The organism is Pseudomonas sp. NPDC089392 (assembly GCF_044749595.1).
GTDB lineage: Bacteria > Pseudomonadota > Gammaproteobacteria > Pseudomonadales > Pseudomonadaceae > Aquipseudomonas.
Genome location: NZ_JBIVIF010000002.1, coordinates 186,249 through 203,506, shown reverse-complemented (window position 1 = coordinate 203,506; position 17,258 = coordinate 186,249). Strand labels below are relative to the sequence as shown.

The 17,258-nt window shown below is 58.7% G+C and carries 16 protein-coding genes and 1 pseudogene; 10 read left to right on the top strand and 7 right to left on the bottom strand.

Features of this window, described 5'->3' with window-relative positions; translation table 11 throughout:
- Positions 1 to 48 precede the first annotated feature (48 nt).
- The 3 genes and pseudogenes from ACIP1G_RS02840 to ACIP1G_RS02830 form a co-directional block, all read right to left on the bottom strand.
- Positions 49 to 636 carry a zinc-binding dehydrogenase gene (locus ACIP1G_RS02840; protein WP_400733826.1) on the bottom strand — a complete coding sequence of 196 codons (588 nt, stop codon included), beginning with the start codon at positions 634 to 636 and terminating at the stop codon, positions 49 to 51.
- 48 nt (positions 637 to 684) lie between these two features.
- Positions 685 to 1,068: pseudogene (locus tag ACIP1G_RS02835) on the bottom strand (alcohol dehydrogenase catalytic domain-containing protein); the annotation flags it as partial.
- Between the two features lie 124 nt (positions 1,069 to 1,192).
- The gene (locus ACIP1G_RS02830) at positions 1,193 to 2,014 is read right to left on the bottom strand and encodes a metalloregulator ArsR/SmtB family transcription factor (RefSeq protein ID WP_400733498.1); all 822 of its coding nucleotides are present in this window, start codon (positions 2,012 to 2,014) and stop codon (positions 1,193 to 1,195) included.
- Positions 2,015 to 2,185: 171 nt separating this feature from the next.
- On the opposite strand from ACIP1G_RS02830, the gene ACIP1G_RS02825 reads away from it, so the two are divergent.
- The 5 genes from ACIP1G_RS02825 (at position 2,186) to ACIP1G_RS02805 (ending at position 6,066) form a co-directional block, all read left to right on the top strand.
- Positions 2,186 to 2,785: a TetR/AcrR family transcriptional regulator gene (locus ACIP1G_RS02825; RefSeq protein ID WP_400733496.1), complete on the top strand. Its 600-nt coding sequence runs from the start codon at positions 2,186 to 2,188 to the stop codon at positions 2,783 to 2,785.
- 46 nt (positions 2,786 to 2,831) lie between these two features.
- Positions 2,832 to 3,311, top strand: a complete 480-nt coding sequence (locus ACIP1G_RS02820; protein ID WP_400733494.1) for a VOC family protein — start codon at positions 2,832 to 2,834, stop codon at positions 3,309 to 3,311.
- Positions 3,312 to 3,352: 41 nt separating this feature from the next.
- A complete protein-coding gene (locus ACIP1G_RS02815; protein ID WP_400733492.1) occupies positions 3,353 to 4,165 on the top strand; it encodes an SDR family NAD(P)-dependent oxidoreductase in 813 nt (270 codons plus the stop codon).
- The gene (locus ACIP1G_RS02810) at positions 4,162 to 4,938 is read left to right on the top strand and encodes an SDR family NAD(P)-dependent oxidoreductase (RefSeq protein WP_400733490.1); all 777 of its coding nucleotides are present in this window, start codon (positions 4,162 to 4,164) and stop codon (positions 4,936 to 4,938) included. Before ACIP1G_RS02815 ends, ACIP1G_RS02810 begins: the two co-directional genes overlap by 4 nt.
- Positions 4,939 to 5,028: 90 nt before the next feature.
- Positions 5,029 to 6,066 (top strand): GlxA family transcriptional regulator, encoded by a 1,038-nt coding sequence (locus ACIP1G_RS02805; RefSeq protein ID WP_400733488.1) that lies wholly within the window; start codon positions 5,029 to 5,031, stop codon positions 6,064 to 6,066.
- On the opposite strand, the gene ACIP1G_RS02800 is transcribed toward ACIP1G_RS02805, so the two are convergent.
- Positions 6,010 to 6,786 carry an SDR family NAD(P)-dependent oxidoreductase gene (locus ACIP1G_RS02800; RefSeq protein WP_400733486.1) on the bottom strand — a complete coding sequence of 259 codons (777 nt, stop codon included), beginning with the start codon at positions 6,784 to 6,786 and terminating at the stop codon, positions 6,010 to 6,012. The two genes, ACIP1G_RS02805 and ACIP1G_RS02800, sit on opposite strands and share 57 nt — an antisense overlap.
- Before the next feature lie 198 nt (positions 6,787 to 6,984).
- Between ACIP1G_RS02800 and ACIP1G_RS02795 the strand changes: the two genes are divergently transcribed.
- A complete protein-coding gene (locus ACIP1G_RS02795) occupies positions 6,985 to 7,308 on the top strand; it encodes a 2Fe-2S iron-sulfur cluster-binding protein (protein ID WP_400733484.1) in 324 nt (107 codons plus the stop codon).
- A gap of 10 nt (positions 7,309 to 7,318) precedes the next feature.
- Here the strand turns inward: ACIP1G_RS02795 and ACIP1G_RS02790 are convergent, their stop codons facing one another.
- From ACIP1G_RS02790 to ACIP1G_RS02780, 3 genes are read right to left on the bottom strand one after another with little or no spacing between them, the layout of a single operon-like run.
- Positions 7,319 to 8,209, bottom strand: coding sequence for an HpcH/HpaI aldolase/citrate lyase family protein (locus ACIP1G_RS02790; RefSeq protein WP_400733483.1), 891 nt, complete (start codon positions 8,207 to 8,209; stop codon positions 7,319 to 7,321).
- Positions 8,202 to 9,050 carry a MaoC family dehydratase N-terminal domain-containing protein gene (locus ACIP1G_RS02785; protein ID WP_400733480.1) on the bottom strand — a complete coding sequence of 283 codons (849 nt, stop codon included), beginning with the start codon at positions 9,048 to 9,050 and terminating at the stop codon, positions 8,202 to 8,204. Before ACIP1G_RS02785 ends, ACIP1G_RS02790 begins: the two co-directional genes overlap by 8 nt.
- A gap of 16 nt (positions 9,051 to 9,066) precedes the next feature.
- Positions 9,067 to 9,957 (bottom strand): enoyl-CoA hydratase/isomerase family protein, encoded by an 891-nt coding sequence (locus ACIP1G_RS02780; protein ID WP_400733477.1) that lies wholly within the window; start codon positions 9,955 to 9,957, stop codon positions 9,067 to 9,069.
- Positions 9,958 to 10,368: 411 nt separating this feature from the next.
- Between ACIP1G_RS02780 and ACIP1G_RS02775 the strand changes: the two genes are divergently transcribed.
- The 4 genes from ACIP1G_RS02775 to ACIP1G_RS02760 all read left to right on the top strand — a co-directional run bounded on the left by ACIP1G_RS02775 (position 10,369) and on the right by ACIP1G_RS02760 (position 17,146).
- On the top strand, positions 10,369 to 12,048 hold the full coding sequence (locus tag ACIP1G_RS02775; RefSeq protein ID WP_400733475.1) for a DUF1302 domain-containing protein: 1,680 nt from the start codon (positions 10,369 to 10,371) through the stop codon (positions 12,046 to 12,048).
- A 14-nt stretch (positions 12,049 to 12,062) separates the two neighbouring features.
- Positions 12,063 to 13,433, top strand: coding sequence for a DUF1329 domain-containing protein (locus tag ACIP1G_RS02770; protein ID WP_400733472.1), 1,371 nt, complete (start codon positions 12,063 to 12,065; stop codon positions 13,431 to 13,433).
- A gap of 103 nt (positions 13,434 to 13,536) precedes the next feature.
- Positions 13,537 to 14,589 carry a YCF48-related protein gene (locus tag ACIP1G_RS02765; protein ID WP_400733470.1) on the top strand — a complete coding sequence of 351 codons (1,053 nt, stop codon included), beginning with the start codon at positions 13,537 to 13,539 and terminating at the stop codon, positions 14,587 to 14,589.
- Positions 14,590 to 14,665: 76 nt separating this feature from the next.
- A complete protein-coding gene (locus tag ACIP1G_RS02760; protein WP_400733468.1) occupies positions 14,666 to 17,146 on the top strand; it encodes an RND family transporter in 2,481 nt (826 codons plus the stop codon).
- Positions 17,147 to 17,258: the final 112 nt, after the last annotated feature.

Genomic DNA, 17,258 nt, shown 5'->3' with positions numbered 1-17,258 from the left:
CGCATCTGGATAGATAGATGAAAGAGCAGCACTATGGCCGCCGGCGGTTCAGGCCCAGGGATGAATCATGACCTTGCATTGCCCGCTGGGTGCGCGCAGCGCTTCGAACACGGATGGCACTTGGTCCAGCGAAACGTGCTGGGTGATCATTGCCCGCGGCTCCAGCGCCCCACGCGCAAGCACCTGCGCCACATGCTGGAAATCACCCACGGTGTATGTGTTGGAAAAACGCAAGGTGATTTCCTTCCATACCGCTGTCGCGGGCACAAAGCTGTCCGCTGTCGTACAGTAGCCCAGCACCACAACGGTTCCGCCGCGGTTAACGGTTTGGATGGCTTCACTGATGCAGCCTGGTTGGCCCGCGCATTCGAGCACGATGTCTGGCGCTGCACCGAAGGTTTCGATGACCGCGGCTTCAAGCGCTTGCCCCTGGCCTTTGACGATGAAGGAATCAGCGCCCATTTGCAGTGCCAGCGCCTGTCGGCGGGTTGAATTGGCGGCGACTACAGTTCGGCCAGCACCCAGTTTTCGCGCAAAAAAAGTCGCTGCCAGTCCGATAGGCCCAGCCCCCAGAACCAGCACCGTGGCGCCAGGAGTGATCCCTGCCATGGCTGCACCATGCAGGCCCACCGCCATAGGCTCCACCAGGGCACCGTCATCGTAGGTCAAGGAGTCCGGGAGCTTGATCGAGGTACGCTCGCTGACTGCGACATATTCGCTAAAACCGCTACCCAGTCCGCGGAACCCCGCACAATGGCTCGGGCTACCACGCTTGCACGCCAGGCAATGGCCGCAACCGGTAAAGGGCAAGGCACTAATCCTGTCGCCAATCTGCAGCCCCTGAACATCCGCCCCGACGGCCACCACCTCACCTGCATACTCATGCCCGGGGACCGTACCGGCTGGGTAGTCAAAGCCGGGGGAATGGCCCTCGGTCATGTGAAGGTCCGTGCCGCAGATACCGCAGCTGTGAACCTTCATGACGACTTCACCTGGGCCAGGTGCCGGATCGGGACGCGTCTCGATCACCAAGGGCTCGCCGGCTGCGTGAAAAACCGCTGATCTCATTATTATTCTCCGTAGGTGAGTACGTTTGGCGGAGCAACCGACCATCTTTCTAGATGACAGGCCTCAACCGCCTTGAAACAATAGTTCACCAGGAAACATTTAACGTCAACAGTTTTTTTGAACGCTATTCAGATTTATCTGACGCAGCGCGGCGCGCCAACTCTTCCTCCATCAGGCCGTGAAAGTGCTGCAGCAGATGCGCCAACTGGGTCAGCCCGTTGGCAGTCAGGCGCTTGGCGGCGGCATGGTCGGCACCATATTCATGGTGATCAAGAATGGTTTTCAGCGTGCCCTGAGCCTTGGTGGTCAACGCGACATGGCTGATGCGACGGTCCTGCTGGGAAGCCGATCGGCAAATCAGCCCCAAACGCTCGAGATTGTTCATCAGTTTGGTGACTGCGCCTTTTGTCAGGCCCAGCCGCATCTGCAACTGCGAAGGCGTAAGGCTATGCCCAGGCGTCAGATTGATCGCATCCAGCAGCAGCAACTCACTGCCTTGCAGGCCATGACGCTCAGCGGTTTCCTTCAGCGCCCGTTCCACATGGCGCCCCATCAACAGCAAACGCTGGGTCACTGCGTAGACATTCGGATCCTGGCCCGGCCACTCCCGCGCCCAACGCAGCGCGGCCAAGGCGATTGCATCAGCTTCGAACGCATGCGGCAGCCCCGGCTCGATGCTGGGAGTCGCTGCTGTCAGCCCTCCCAGATAGCTCACCAACTCGTCCAGTGCTCCGGGCCTTGCCGCATACAACGTACGCCGTCCATCACGCTGCAGAGACACCAGCCCAGCTTCGAGCAGCACCTTCAGGTGCTGCGATACAGCCGGCTGGCTCAGGCGTGATTCCTCAGCCAGCGTGGCGGTATAGGCAGGCTCCCGCGCCAGGCTTTCATAGAGGGCTCGCCGGCTAGAGTCAGCAAGCGCTCGCAACTTTTCATCATAAGCCATTACTTATGCATCCTTAGGCCTTGTTTCCGTAACGCATTAAAATAAGCATCGGCTTATGTGTCAATCCACGCACAAGAGCCCTGGGGGAATTTTCTATAGAGCTATTGAATTTCTAGAGGGCGGTCGCTTACCTTGGCAGGACATTTTTTAAATTGTGCGCGGATGCTTCAGATGTCGATCAAGCCCACCACCGACAAATTCACACAGCGCCGGTTGGAAATTCTCATGGCCGCTGCCTCGGTTTTTGCTGAAAAGGGCTTTCATGGGTGCCGGACCCAAGATATTGCAGACCGGCTTGAGCTCAAACAGGCCAGCTTGTATTACTACTTTCCCACCAAGGAGGCCGCATTGGATGCGGTGTGTCTTTACGCAGTTGAAACGGCCACTGCTCGACTACGGGAGATCAGTAGAACTCCAAGCGCCACGCTGGCCGATAGGGTCTACGCAGTTATCCACGCTTACCTTCATGACCTGGATGCCCATCGGGACTGCATGATTGTGCTTGCAGAACAACGTCGATACCTGAGTGCGGAACAGCAAGAGGCAGTGAGTGCCCAGTCGCGCCAGTATCGGACGCTGCTCCAGGAAATGCTCGAACAGGCAGGTGCTCAGGGCTTGTTAGACACCTCAATCGATTGCTCACTGGCTGTCCGTGCGCTGGTTGATCTGTGTCATTGCGCAGCCTTGAGGCTGCAGCGCAATGCCAGACAGGACGTGGCCCATATCATCGACCAATACACACGGCTGTTCTGCACAGGCATTGGTCGTTGATGTGAAGCCAGCCGCTTTTCCACCGTTTGAACGAAGGATCAACACAATGGAATTCGACGGAAAGCTCTACCAGATCGGGGTTGTCGTGCGCGATCTGGAAGCCAGCATGGAACATTATCGAACCCTGTTTGGCCTCGGGCCTTTTCGACGGCTCGATACAGATTACACCGGGCGTTACCGGGGTATCGAACAGCGAATTGCCAACCGCAATGCGTTCGCGCGCTGGGGCGATCTTTATCTGGAAATGGTAGAGCCTGGTAGCGGCCAGAGCAGCGCGTCTGAATGGCTGGAAAGTCGGGGTGAAGGCATTTTCCACCTGGGTTATGCCACGTCCAATCTGGAGCAGCGGCCAGGTGGAGCGCAGGTCTGCTTCGAGACCATCGACAACCTCAACGCGCAAGGCCACCCCGCCATCATCCACCTCGACACGGTCACCCAGCTGGGATATTTCGTCGAGCTGGCGGATATGCAGCTCGCTGATCGGCTGGCGAAATGGATCGATGGCGATGCGAATCTGACCGGGTAGGCCTGGTGCGATCAGCGCATGGGAAACAACGGAGAAACAGCATGACTCGACTAAGCGGAAAGGTAGCATTGGTCACCGGCTCTACCCAAGGATTGGGCGAAGGCATCGCCCAGCGTTTCGCGCAGGAGGGTGCCATGGTGATCGTCAACGGGCGCTCACGGGAGCGCGGAGAAAAGGTCGCGCAGGCGTTACGCGAGCTCGGTGCGCAAGCGATTTTCCTGCAGGCCGATCTGAGCCAAAAACACCAGGCCCAGGCGCTGGTCCGCCAAGCTGCTACTCACTTCGGGCGCCTCGACATTCTGGTTAATAACGCCCAAGTGGTTCCGCCTTTGGCTCATGCCTGCTCAGACGACAATGATGGGTTGCTCGATGTGGCGCTTCGCTCCGGGCTGTACGCCTCGCTCTGGACCGCGCAAGCCGCCCTGCCGTGGTTTATTCAGGCAGGTGCCGGTCGAGTCATTAACTTCGCATCCGTGAATGGCGCCTACGGCAGCCGTTACGGCTTGGCCTATAACGCAACCAAAGAAGCCATCCGAGGACTGACCCGCACGCTGGCCAATGAGTGGGGACAGCATAACGTCACGGTAAATGCGGTGCTGCCCTCCGGCTGGAGCGCTGCATACCAGGCATTTTATGGCGACGATACGCAAAAGCTCGAAGCGGTCGCGCGGCAGACACCGATGCGTCGCCACGGTCGCGCGCTAGAGGACATAGGTTCGGCAGTGCTAGGGCTTGCCAGTGAGGCTAGCCGTTTTATCACGGGGCAATCGCTCTTCATTGATGGCGGCCAGAACCTGCTCGGGCTGCCTCAGTTGCATACCCTGGAAACACTCGCCAAGAAGGTCACGCCATGAACTTGTTGCAAGGTAAAAAGGTATTGGTACTGGGCGCCGACAGTATCGGCCGCGGCATCGCCATCCGCTTGGCACGCGAGGGAGCTTCAATCGCTGTGCTGGACCACACGCTCCGCGCAGCCACTGAGGTCGCCGAGGCCATTAACGCCAACGGCGGTTCTGCGCTGGCGTATGCCGCCGCCTTTGACGGCCAGATTGGCGCCACCTTGAAAATGGCCATCGCTGCGCTGAGCGGTGTCGATGTGCTGATCAATAACGTCTTGCCAATACCCACCATTGCTCCTCTGGAAGACCAGCCTCGCGCCGCATTCGACGAGGCATTTGCACGTGTGCAGGCAGCAATCTGCGCTATGCAGTGCGCGGTGCCAGCGATGCAATTGGCGGGCGCTGGGCGCATCATCAACGTTGGACACCGCTATGGGGAGGGTATCAATGAAGGCCTGGCGGCATACAACGCTGCGGCCTGGAGCCTTGTCGGGCTGACCCGCACGGCCGCTTTGGATTGGGGGCGATATCAGATAACCACCAACCTGCTGCTACCGTTGGCCGATTCCCCCGAAGTGCGACACTGCCATGCTCTACGCCCCAGGGTGATAGACCTCATGATCGGGCAACTGCCACTGGGGCGCCTTGGCGATCCGGTGGAGGACGTGGGTGGTGCCGCGTTGTTCCTGGCTTCGGATGCCTGCTGCTTCGTCAATGGTGAAACCCTCCACGGCGACGGAGGCCAGCACCTGGCAGGCCCGGTTTTGAACCCTGCGCGATTTGTATGAGCCCAGCCCTTGCCAGTAGTGCAAGGGTGCGCCTCACACCGTGCTTGCGGCATACTCCGGCAGCGACTCTCCTGATCCAAGGACCACTCCATGTCGGGCTTTGCAGTAGTAGGCATCACAGGCGCATACCTTTCGAGCCTGGGCGTATTTCTCGATGCGTTCGAGCTCATCGGCCGACAGGTCGTGGAGCTTTATCGCACCCGCCACCCCATTACCATGCAGACCCGGGTGCATTTGCTCACAACCGATGGCCGCGCCGCAAAATTAGCCGGAGGCCGCACCCTACCCTCCGACGGCGGACTGGACGCCGGCTTGCAATTCGATCTGATTCACTTGCCCGCTGTCATCCTGGACGAGCAGCTTTCTCTCCCTGATTGGCTTGCCAAGCACAGCACCCTGTGTGAGTGGCTGATCCGCCAGCATGCCGGCGGCGCGCTGATTTCAGCAAGCGGCTCAGCGGTGTTCATTTTGGCAGAAACAGGGCTGCTAAGCGGCGGTACGGCCACGATAGGACGCACTCTGTTGCCACTTTTCCGACGTCGTTACCCCAATATTCGCCTCGAGCATCGCAGCGCCGTGGTCGAGCATGGCCGGGTGATCACTGGTAGTGGGCTGGCGGCGGACATGCAGTTGATCACCCGACTGATCGAGCATGTTACAACGCCAGAACTAGCCCGTTGGTTGAGCGATGTGACCAGTTTGCATCAGGCGGCCGAAGACCACCTCGCTGACGACGCCCTCACCGCGAACGCCCAGTTGTGGTTGGAAGAACGGTTCGCCCAGGACGTACGCATTTCCGAGCTGGCCAAGGCCATGGCGGTCAGCCAACAGACAGTGTTGCGGCATTTTCAGCGGCATCTTGGCAGCACGCCACAAGAGTACGTTCGGCAACTGCGTATAAAATCAGCACAAGGCTTGCTATTGCGTACCAGTCGCTCGATCGCGCAGATCGCCACCCTCAGCGGATACAGCGATGTGCAGACCTTCCGTAAGGTGTTCAAGGAGTGTGCCGGTACCAGCCCGAGCCAGTACCGGATGCTACACAAGAGCAGCGCGAGCCCTCAGGTGTCATCAGCTGACCAAGAACCCTCCGTCAACGGCCAGCAGTTGGCCAGTGATGTAACGTGACGCAGGGCTGGCCAAGAACAAGGCTGCATTGGCGATATCCTGCACATCACCCATCCCTCCCAGCGGGATGCGCCCTTCACCCAGTATCGGTCCCTTGAGTTCAATGGCCGCCGATGCTGTGCGCGCCCCTGGCGTGGGGATACCGCCTGGGAGCACGGCATTCACCCGAATTCCATCCGGGCCGAATTCGAGCGCGGTGGTGCGCGTCAGGCTATTTACCCCTGCCTTCGTGGCGTTATAGGTGCCATTGTGATGCACCACAGCCTGCATGGACGAAACCGAAGAAATATTCACAATCGAGCCGCCTTTACCTGCTTTCATATGGCGCACCGCTTCGCGCAGGCACAAGAACGTTCCACGCAGATTGACGGCCTGCAGGCTGTCCCAGAACGCCGTATCGACCTCCAGAAATGGTTTTTTGGGAAAGATGGCCGCATTATTCACCAGCACGTCCAGGCCACCGTGTTGCCCGACCACCGCCTCGAAGAGCGCGATTACCTCTTGTTCCTTTGATACATCGACGGCCAAGGCATGCGCCTGCCCGCCAGCTTCGGTAATAGCGTCAGCGGTCAGTTGCGCTGCAGCTGCGTCCAGATCTGCCACGATCACATGTGCGCCGGCGAGGGCGAAGGTTTCGGCGATGCTGCGGCCGATGCCTGCCCCGCCTCCCGTTACTACGGCAATACGATCATCGAGACGGAAAGCATTATCTTGCGTCATTGAAAATTCCTGCACAGTGGGTAGTAATGAGAGCCTTCACAAGGCAGCCCGCAATCGGGCCCGTTTGACAGCAGCCTGTTTAGTCGTTCAGTATTTCTAACGTCGTTCCAAATAACATATCTCTGTCACACATATTTCACAACGGTGCCGGAGCCTCGGATTGACCGGCCCCAGCCAAGAGGCGGCGAGAGAACAAGAATGCCTACGATCACCTTTATTCAACATGATGGCAGCGAACAGCACGTTGAAGCCGATGTCGGCCAGTCCCTGATGCAAGTGGCCTTGAACAATCGTGTGCCTGGAATCCTCGGCGATTGCGGGGGCAATTGCAGTTGTGCGACCTGTCATGGCTATATCGAGAAGGCAAACTGGGCCGCGAAAATTCCTGAAGCCCAGCAGTATGAGCGCGACATGCTCAGCTGTGCCTCGGAAGTCACCGAGAACAGCCGCCTCACTTGCCAGGTCATTGTCAGCCCCGCTCTGGATGGGCTGGTCGTGCGGCTGCCAGCATCCCAGTACTGAGGGGGCGTGTTCAGCCCTCTCCCACTACTGCCAGCAGACTCCGTGCCCTGACAAGCACCGGAAGGTCGACCATGGCGCCATCGACTGAAACTGCCGCACCCGCTGATCGGCTGCTGGCTTCCACTACGCGCCGTGCCCAGGCCAGCTCCTCACTCGAGGGCGTGAATGCCAGGTTAACCATGGGCACTTGGCGCGGGTGGATACAGAGCTTGCCAGCAAAGCCCAGTGCTCGACTGCGCTTGGCCTCGGCAGTAATTACCTGGCTGTCATCGAGTATGACCGATACGCCGTCAATAGGCGCTTGCAGGCCAGCCACACGGGATGCCAGGACGATCTGCGAGCGTGAATAAAGCAGGGCTTCGTCTGTGTGTTCACACCCGACGTCAGCCTGAAAATCAATCGACCCGAACGCTAGCCGTTCTACGTTAGCCCCCTTGGCAACGTCCATAACCTGCCAAACACCCAACGCGCTTTCAATCAGCGGCACGATGGGGGCGGTGGTAACCGCTGCCAATGCGCGCAAAGGCTCGCTAGATTCCGCCTTGGGCAGCATGACGGCCTTCACCGGCAGGCGGCGGATCAACTCCAAGTCTTCGGCAAACGCATCTGAGCCTTGGCTATTGATGCGGACCATCACCTGCGCGCCCTCCTCGACTGCCCTTGCAATGTGCTCCCGCGCGGCCCCTTTGTTACCTGGGGCCACAGCATCCTCAAGGTCAAGAATGACTCTGTCGGCACCGGCCGCCAAGGCTTTGGCAAACCGCCCTGGGCGGTCCCCAGGTACGAAAAGATAAGAACGCATATTCACCTCGTGCCCATTAATGTCATGACAATAACCAGCGCCCACAGGAGCGCCCATATCAGGTCGGTGCACAGCGGTTTGCGCCGTTGCATCAGGCAAGTTCTGCTCGGGCGTCCATGCACAGGAAGCCCTGCTCATCTACCGCCCACAAATGCACCCTGTTGCCTTCAGCGCGCGCGCACAGCCGCAGCGCCCGCTGGTCGAAAGCGGGGCGCATCGCGCGGAAGGAAAATGCGGTTATTTGTGCCTGCGGTAACTGTTCACGCAGCAGGTTCATGAGTAGCGTGGCGATCAATGGCCCATGCACCACCAGCCCTGGGTAGCCTTCCTCTTCTGTGGCGTACGGGCGGTCGTAATGGATGCGATGGCCATTGAAGGTCAAGGCTGAATAACGGAACAGCAGAACCGGGTCCGGCACAATCTCTTTTATCCAGTGTGCACCTGTCGGTGCCGGCTGGGGCGCTGCGGGCGGGTCATTGGGTCCAGGTGCATCGCGATAGACGATATCTTGCTCTTCGCGCACACGAACTTCGCCTGCAACTGCCAGCTCGTGCAACAGCTTGACGAACACCAGCTCTCCGCTACGGCCAGCTTTATGTGTGACATCAGTAATCGTCGTAGTACGCTCGACCTCAGAGCCTACCGGCAACGAGCCACTGAAACTGAGCCGCCCTCCCGCCCACATGCGCCTGGGCAGGCTAACTGGGGGCAGGAAACCACCTCGTTGAGGATGTCCATCGGCGCCAACATTCGTTTGCCGCGCCAAGGGCAGAAAATACAGCCAATGCCACAGCGGCGGTACTTGAGCACCGCCACCATAGGCGTCGTCTTCATGATCCAGTACAGCTGCGAGGGCGCGAAGAGGAACGGACGTCAACAGGTCGCGCTGAGTTTCCTGGCGACCGATCCATTGCGTAAGCAGCTTTTCATCGATAGGCACGCTAGCCGATCCTCATTTATTGGGCCTTTGGGTCAGCCAGGGCGCCAGAGTCAGGTGTCCCGGCAAGAAATCGATCCCGGCCATGCCGCAGCGCTTCGCTGGACATAAGCTGGTCGTACAAGCGTCGAGCGCAAGCGAGCCCCGCATCGAAGTCCGGGCCCTCGACGGCCGCTTGCACGGCTTGCAGTAACGCGTGGGAGGCGGCATCGGTTCTGCCTTGCAATAACTGCCTCGCCTCTGTCAGATCCTGCTGCAGGTCATTGCCTGGGATAGGCATGGAACGCACCAGTCTCTTTTTCAGATCGGCATAGCACAACGGTGAAGCCGCCATCTCGGTGGCCCAGGCACAGGCGCTCGAAACCCCTTGCCCCGGTTCGACGACGCGATCAAACAATGCTGTTTGATGAAACTCAGATACCCTTTCTCGCTGCCCTTCGAGCATCAACTGCACAGCAGGAACAATGCCCAAAAGGCGTGGCAGGCGCTGTGTGGCCGATAATGGCAGCGTACCCAGTGTGACTTCTGGCAGCCCGACCCACGCATCGTTTTCAGCAACGCGGTAATGGCTCGCCAGTACGGTTTCCAACCCACCCCCCAAGGCAAAACCTTGCACAACCGCGATTACAGGTTTGCGCAAGCGTTCGATGGCCGTGTGGATATGGCTCGAAAGCCCCGGAAGCGCACCGGCGTCAGCCGTACCGAATTCGCGAATATCGCCCCCGGCACTGAAACCTCGCCCACTACCGGTGATAACCACCGCCTTCACCTGCCGATCAGCGCCGGTCCATTGCAGCGCGTCGTGTAATTCACGGCGCATACGCAGGTTGAAAGCATTGACTGGAGGCCCGTCGAGCGTCAGCAGAGCGACCGGACCCAGGCATTCCCTATGCACCTTGGACTGTGGCATCACGCAACTCCACCTATTCATGATGACGAACGGCGTTCAGCATATTACCATTCGTTCAATCATGGCAAGCTCGCACACCGCCTCCGTTGAGCTGCCTCACTTCGATTAAAACGGCTGTATGAAATTAGCGCGCTCAATCACTCTCGAGGACTTGCACTGCTTCCGGGTTGCTCATATAAATGGTGTGCGTGTATGTGAACGTGATTCACAAAAAGACGTTTTGGACCACTAGGGATAAGGCTGCGGGAGAGGAGAAATTAGAGCATTCGCCATGAGCCGGCTGGCTCATGGGTCAGAAAGCAGAGCTCCCGGTGTTGCACAGATTTACGAGCGCAGGTCCTCTATGCCACTGCGCTTCGTTTGAAAACAAAAACAACAATTCAGAGGGCACTTCAGATGGACAAAAGGAAAATGCTAGTTTCTCGCCCCCTCACTGCCGCGCCGATGATGCTTGCTGGCCTTTGCCTGGCCATGGGGGCCAGCGATGAAGCGTTCGCCTTCCGCATTGACAGCGGCATCCCCGACCTCAACATGAGCTTGGACACGACCGTGCGCTACAACCAGGGCTGGCGAGTCGATGGGCGGGACAATCACCTGGCCAACAACCCGAATTTTGACGAAGGCGACCGCTTTGCCGACAAAGGTGATGTGTTCCTTTCGCGCCTTGATCTGTTCAGCGAATTCGACCTGAACTGGCAGGACAAGTACGGCCTGCGGGTGAGCGGTGCGGCTTGGTACGACCACAATTTCCCCGACAAAAGCGAAAGCGCACCCGGCCTCGAAGGCGTAGCCAACTACCGCAACAATCGCTATTCGAGCGTGGTGGACCGCTACTACGCAGGCCCCTCGGCCGAGTTTCGTGACTACTTTGTATGGGGCAACTTCAACATCGGCTCCACCGAACTCAACGCGAAGGTGGGTAGCTTCGCCTGGTTACCGGGCGAATTCCTGTTCGGTAACGGCAGCAGTGTGTCGTACTCCATGGCCCCCAACGATGGCCTCCTGAGCGACCTCAGCCCAGGCGCCTCGGCCAAGGAAACATCGCTCCCGATCGGCCAGTTCGCAACCACTTGGCAACTGGTACCGGAACTCTCGTTGATGTTCCAGTACACCTACGACTATGAGCCATCGCGGGTGTCGGAAGGCGGTACCTACTACGCCGTTTCCGATGGTGCCCTGCGCGGGCCGGACTTCCTGGCGCCTGGTGTAGCACGTCACGATGCAAAAGAAGGCGATAACGGGGATGTCTCCGTCGGCCTGCGCTGGTCACCTAGCTGGGGCCTGGATAGCAGCTTTGGCCTGTGGTACCGCAAATTTGACGACAAGAACGCCAGCTGGGCTAACCAGGTCATCGTATCCAACCCCCGGGCACCGTATGCACGGGCTGTGTATGCGAAGGATATCGAGTTGTACGGCTTGACCTGGAACGGCGTGTACAAGTCGGTCAGCATCGGTGCCGAGGTCAACTACCGCACCAACATGCCGCTTAACACCACTGGCCAGACCTTTGTCGCGATCGGCCAGCCAGAGCCTTCCAACCTGGACGGTGCGCGCGGCGACACTGTGCATGCCCTGCTCAGCGGCGTATTCACCATCAACAAAAATTCATTCTTCGACAACGGGTCTGTGGCCGCCCAGCTTGATTACATGCATCTGGTCAAAGTGACCGATAACAAGGCATTCTTCAACGCCAGCGACAGCGAGGGTGGTTCGGTTGCAGGGCGCTGCGAAGATAATGAGCTGCTGCGTGGCTGTTCAACGCGCAATGCGGCGTCTGCAAGTGTCTCGTTCACACCGGTTTGGCAACAGGTAATGCCTAGCCTGGATGTGTCTTTCCCAATTTTCGCCACCTACGGCTTGTACGGTAACCCGGCTGCCCAGAACGCAGGCATCCCGCCAGAGGATTCCTACCTGGTCAAGCTGGGCCCACGCCTGGAGTATTTTGCAGGTTCCATGAAGCACCAGTTTGATCTTGCCTATACCGCGCGTCATGGCCGTACCGGCAATATTGGAGGCGCCAATGCCTATTCCGGGTTGGGTTTCCTGCATGACCGCGACACGCTGATCCTTACTTACCAGACTGCTTTCTGATCGGGAGTTCCAGCATGAAAATAACTACCCCAACGCTGGCTATCGCCATCCTTTCAGCCAGTGCCGCTCATGCAGCCGTTTCGCCGCAGGACGCCGCCGAGCTGGGTAAGTCACTCACTCCGTGGGGCGCTGAGGTCGCCGGCAACAAGGACGGTAGCATTCCTGCCTATACCGGCGGGCTTCCCACTTCGACCAAGCCCGCTGGCTTCCAGCCTGATACCGGGCACTGGGTCAATCCATTCGCCAATGAAAAGCCGCTGTACGTGATTACTGCGAAAAACGTCGACCAGTACGCTGACAAGCTGTCCGAAAGCACCAAGGCGTTGCTCAAGCGTTTTCCAGATACCTACAAAGTCCAGGTGTATCCCTCGCACCGGACCGCGAACTACCCAGACTGGATCAACAAGAACAGTATCGCCAATGCCACCCGCTGCAAGACCACCAAGGATGGCCTGGCCGTCGAGGGCTGCTTCGGTGGCGTGCCATTCCCGATTCCCAAGACAGGTCACGAGGTCGTCTGGAACGCTCAACTGCAATACAAAGGTGAGTCCAACATCACCAAGGGTGAAGGTTGGTATGTCGACGCCAAGGGCAGCCGCGTACTGACAGGGGGCATCAACAACCGTGGCGACGCGCAGTATTACAACAAGGATCTCGATGCTGACAAGTTCAGCGCCATTGGCACCTACCTGACCCAGTTGAACATTTACACTGCCCCGTCGCGTAACGTGGGCGAGGGTAACCTCCAGCGCTTCTATGTTGACCCAGTTGCAACACCAAACCCAACCTGGGCTTACTCGCCAGGTCAACGTCGGGTACGCCGCTCACCGGATGCCGAGTACGATTTCCCGGTCTCCACATCGGGCGGTGCCATGCTTTACGACGAAATCTACGGCTTCTCGGGCAAGCAAGACCGTTACGATTTCAAGTATGTGGGCAAGAAAGAGATGATCATCCCGTATAACAACTACGACTGGGCGTCGACCTCGCCGGATGACCTTTTGCAGCCGAACCACCCGAACCCTGAGGCCATCCGCTGGGAGCTGCACCGTGTGCACGTGGTCGAATTGACCCTCAAACCTGGCATGCGCCATGTCCAGCCCAAGCGTACCCTTTATTACGATGAAGACATCCTCGGCGCCGGTATGACAGATGCCTGGGATGCTTCCGGCAAGTTGGCCAAGGGTGTCTACATGCCGGCCTATCAAATGTATGACAAACAGATCCCCCACACCTCGTCGACCTGGCTGTTCGACTTCGCTACCGGGGTTTACTACCACTCCAGTATCACCGGTGGTGCCCGAGGCGGCATCTTCCCGCAAGCCAAGATGCAACCTGTGCAGTTCTTCACTCCCGAATCGCTGGCTCGTCAATCTCAGCGTTGATGCACACGACAGCAGCAGGCTGACCTGCTGCTGTCGTTCAGCGTTCAAAGCGATCACCGGCGACACAACGTAGACCGGTGCTCGGCAACACAGGGAGAAAATAATGAAAGCACTATTCAAGGTGCTGGCGTTGAGCGGTGGGATGTGCACTTGCATAGCCCCTGCCCTGGCCTTCACTGACCCGCTCGATCAGCCAGCGATGATGTCGGACCGGGCGGCTGGCTCGGCCCTTTATGGGCTCGCGGCAAGTGGCAACGCTCAGATCGTGGTAGTTGGCCCGCGCGGACACATTTTGCGCTCAGCCGATGCCGGCAAGCGTTTCAGCCAAAGCAAGGTGCCACTTAGCAGCGACTTGACTGCGGTTTATTTCCCAACCGCTTCGCAAGGTTGGGCGGTAGGCCACGACGGCGTCATCCTGCACAGTGAAGACGGGGGTGAAAGCTGGGTGCGCCAACTGGATGGGCGGCAGATCGGCGAACTGGCGACCCACTACTACGCCAACCTGGCAGGCAGCAGCGAAGCCTTGGATCGCGCCAGGGAGAATGCCCAGACGCTGCAGCAAAGCGGGCCCGTTCGGCCACTCATGGATGTGTATTTCGAGGATGAGAAGACCGGTTGGGCCGTAGGCGCCTACAACCTGATCCTCCACACCACCGATGGCGGCGAACATTGGCTGCCATGGATGGAACGTACCGAAAACCTTGATGAATACTCGCTGCATGCCATCAGGAAAGTTGGCGATCAAGTTTATATCGTGGGCGAATTGGGCCTGCTCATGCGCCTGGATCGCGATCAGCAACGTTTCGTCAAGCTGGAAAGCCCCTACCCTGGTTCGTTTTTTGGCCTGACCGGTCGAGATGGCTTGCTGGTCATTTTCGGCCTTCGCGGCAACGCATTCATCAGCCGCGACGACGGCAGCTCTTGGGTAAAACTTGACACGGGTAGCAGCGAATCGATCAACGCGGGCACTGTGCTGGCAGATGGCAGAGTCGTGCTCGCTACCGCTGGCGGCAGCTTACTGGTCAGCAGCGCTGATGGCAGTCGCATCGTCAGCAAATCGTCGGCTGGCCGCACGCCCGTCTACGGGGTGACCTCAGCCAGCGCCGGACTTGTGGCAATTGGCCCTGATGGCGTACGGATCGTGGCACAACCCTGAACAACAATGAGTCGTGCGTCCTCTGGACAGCGCGAGCACCTGCTTCCCCATCGGAGAAACCGCGATGGCTATAAAAATGGACCAGGCCACGGACAAATATCCCGTGATCAAGCATCGTCGAGACTTCGATGAGAAGACCGGCAACCGCATCGAGCGACTTATTTTCAACTACCGTGCGGTGATCATACTGATCATTGCATTGGTCTCTGCAGTTCTGGGCTGGCAAGCGACGCGTCTGGTCGTCAACGCAAATTTCGACCGGATGATTCCCACCTCCCACCCCTACATCCAGAACTTCATCGACAATCGCAACGAATTGAGTGGCTTGGGCAACAGCCTGCGGATCGTGGTCGAAAATACCGACGGCGATATCTTCGACCCCGCATATTTGCAGACCTTGAAAGAAGTCAACGATGAGGTGTTCCTGACGCCGGGCCTCGATAGGCCATGGATGAAATCGTTGTGGACCCCGATCCTGCGTTGGAATCAGGTGACCGAAGATGGCATGCGCGGTGGCCCGGTCATGCCTGACCACTTTGATGGCTCACCGGAAAAGCTCGCCGAGCTGCGCGAGAACCTGAATCGCTCAGGCGCTCCAGGGCGAATCGTTGCCAACGATTACAAGTCCTCGATGATCACCGTGCCAGTGCTGGACCGCTACGCCGACACCGGTCTGCCCATTGACTACAAAGCGTTGTCCCAAGCCCTTGAAGAGAAAGTGCGCAGCAAGGAACGCGACGGCATCAAGATTCACATCGTTGGTTTCTCGAAGCTGGTGGGTGATCTGATTCAGGGTTTGGACAAAGTCCTGATGTTCTTCGGCATCTCTGCATTGATTGCCACCGTGTTCGTGTATGGCTACACGCGCTGTCTGCGCAGTACCCTGATGCTGGTTGCCGTTTCGATACTCGGCGTGGTCTGGCTCCTGGGCCTAATGCACCTGGCAGGCTATGAGCTGGATCCTTATACGATCCTGGTGCCTTTCCTTATTTTCGCCATCGGACTGTCCCACGGTGCGCAGAAAATGAATGGCATCATGCAGGATATCGGGCGTGGCACTCACAAGTATGTGGCGGCGCGCTACACCTTCCGGCGTTTGTTCATGGCGGGACTCACTGCCCTGCTCGCGAACGTGGTGGGCTTCGCGGTACTGATGATCGTCGATATACCGGTGATTCGGGATCTCGCGCTGACTACCAGCATCGGCGTCTCGGTACTGATCTTCACCAAGCTCATCCTCATCCCTATCCTTCTTTCCTACACCGGCGTTGGTCAACATGCCGCAGAGCGGTCCTTGCGTGAGCAGAGCGGCGATCACAGCCGGCCCACGGGGATATGGGCCTTCTTCGCAGCGTTTACCCAGCGCAAATGGGCCTGGTGTGCGGTGATCGTCGCTGCCCTGCTGACCACTGCCGCGCTATTCGTTCGCCATGACCTGCAGATCGGAGACCTCAGTGCCGGCGCACCCGAACTGTGGCCAGAATCGCGTTACAACCGGGATGTCGCCTTCGTCACGGCGAACTACGGTCTGTCCAATGACCAGTTCGCGATCCTGGTCAAGACCCAACCTAACGTCTGCGACCATTTCAGCAACTTGCTTGAAGCCGATCGGCTGGGCTGGGAGCTGAGCCATGTCCCAGGGGTGCAAGCCACTGAGTCCTTTGCCACGCTCACCAAGCGTGGGGTCGCGGGTACCTACGAAGGTTACTTCAAGTGGAACAGCATCATCCGCGAGCCGCGGTCGCTGGGCTATGCGGCGTCGCAAGTGCTGGTCAACAACCCGGACGTGCTCAACCCCAAGTGTTCGGTGTTCCCGGTCATGGCGTACCTGAGCGATCACAAGGCCAGTACGCTCAGCCGTGTGCTGGAGCGCGCCGAAGCGTTTGCCAAGGAGCACAACAGTGCCGAGGTGCAGTTCCTGCCAGCCGCAGGTAGCGCGGGGATCGAGGCAGTAACCAACATCGTGGTGAAAGAGTCGTTCTACAAAATGCATGGGCTGCTTTATGTGGGCGTGATCCTGCTGTGCCTGATCACGTTCCGCAGCTGGCGTGCCGTGTTGGTCGCACTGATTCCACTACTGATCACTACGGTTCTGTGCGAAGCGCTGATGGTCTGGCTTGGCATCGGGGTCAAGGTAGCGACGCTTCCGGTAATCGCCCTGGGGGTTGGCGTTGGGGTCGACTATGCGCTGTACCTGTTGTCGGTCCAGTTGCTGTTGCAGCGCCGTGGTTTCACCTTGTTCCAGGCTTACACCGCTTCGCTGCAGTTCACTGGGAGGGTTGTCGCATTGGTCGGCATGACCATGGCGGCGGGCGTGATTACCTGGGCGTGGTCACCGATCAAGTTCCAGGCTGACATGGGCATCCTCCTGGCATTCATGTTCCTGTGGAACATGCTGGGCGCGCTGATTCTGATTCCTGCATTGTCCTACTTCCTGCTGCAAAGCCGTGAACAGCGCAAGCAAGCACAGACGGCCAGCCTGGAGGCGCATGAAATGCGACCAGAAATGGCAGCCGAGCCGAGTCACAAAAAGGCTGCAACGGCCAGAACTGCTTAATTATCAGCGTTACAGCGGCCCGCCCGCCCGGGCAGGCCGCTCCAATTGACACCCCTCTCTCGACACCCCTGGCCGCACTCACTTGCAAACGGTGTTGCACCCATTCGGCCGT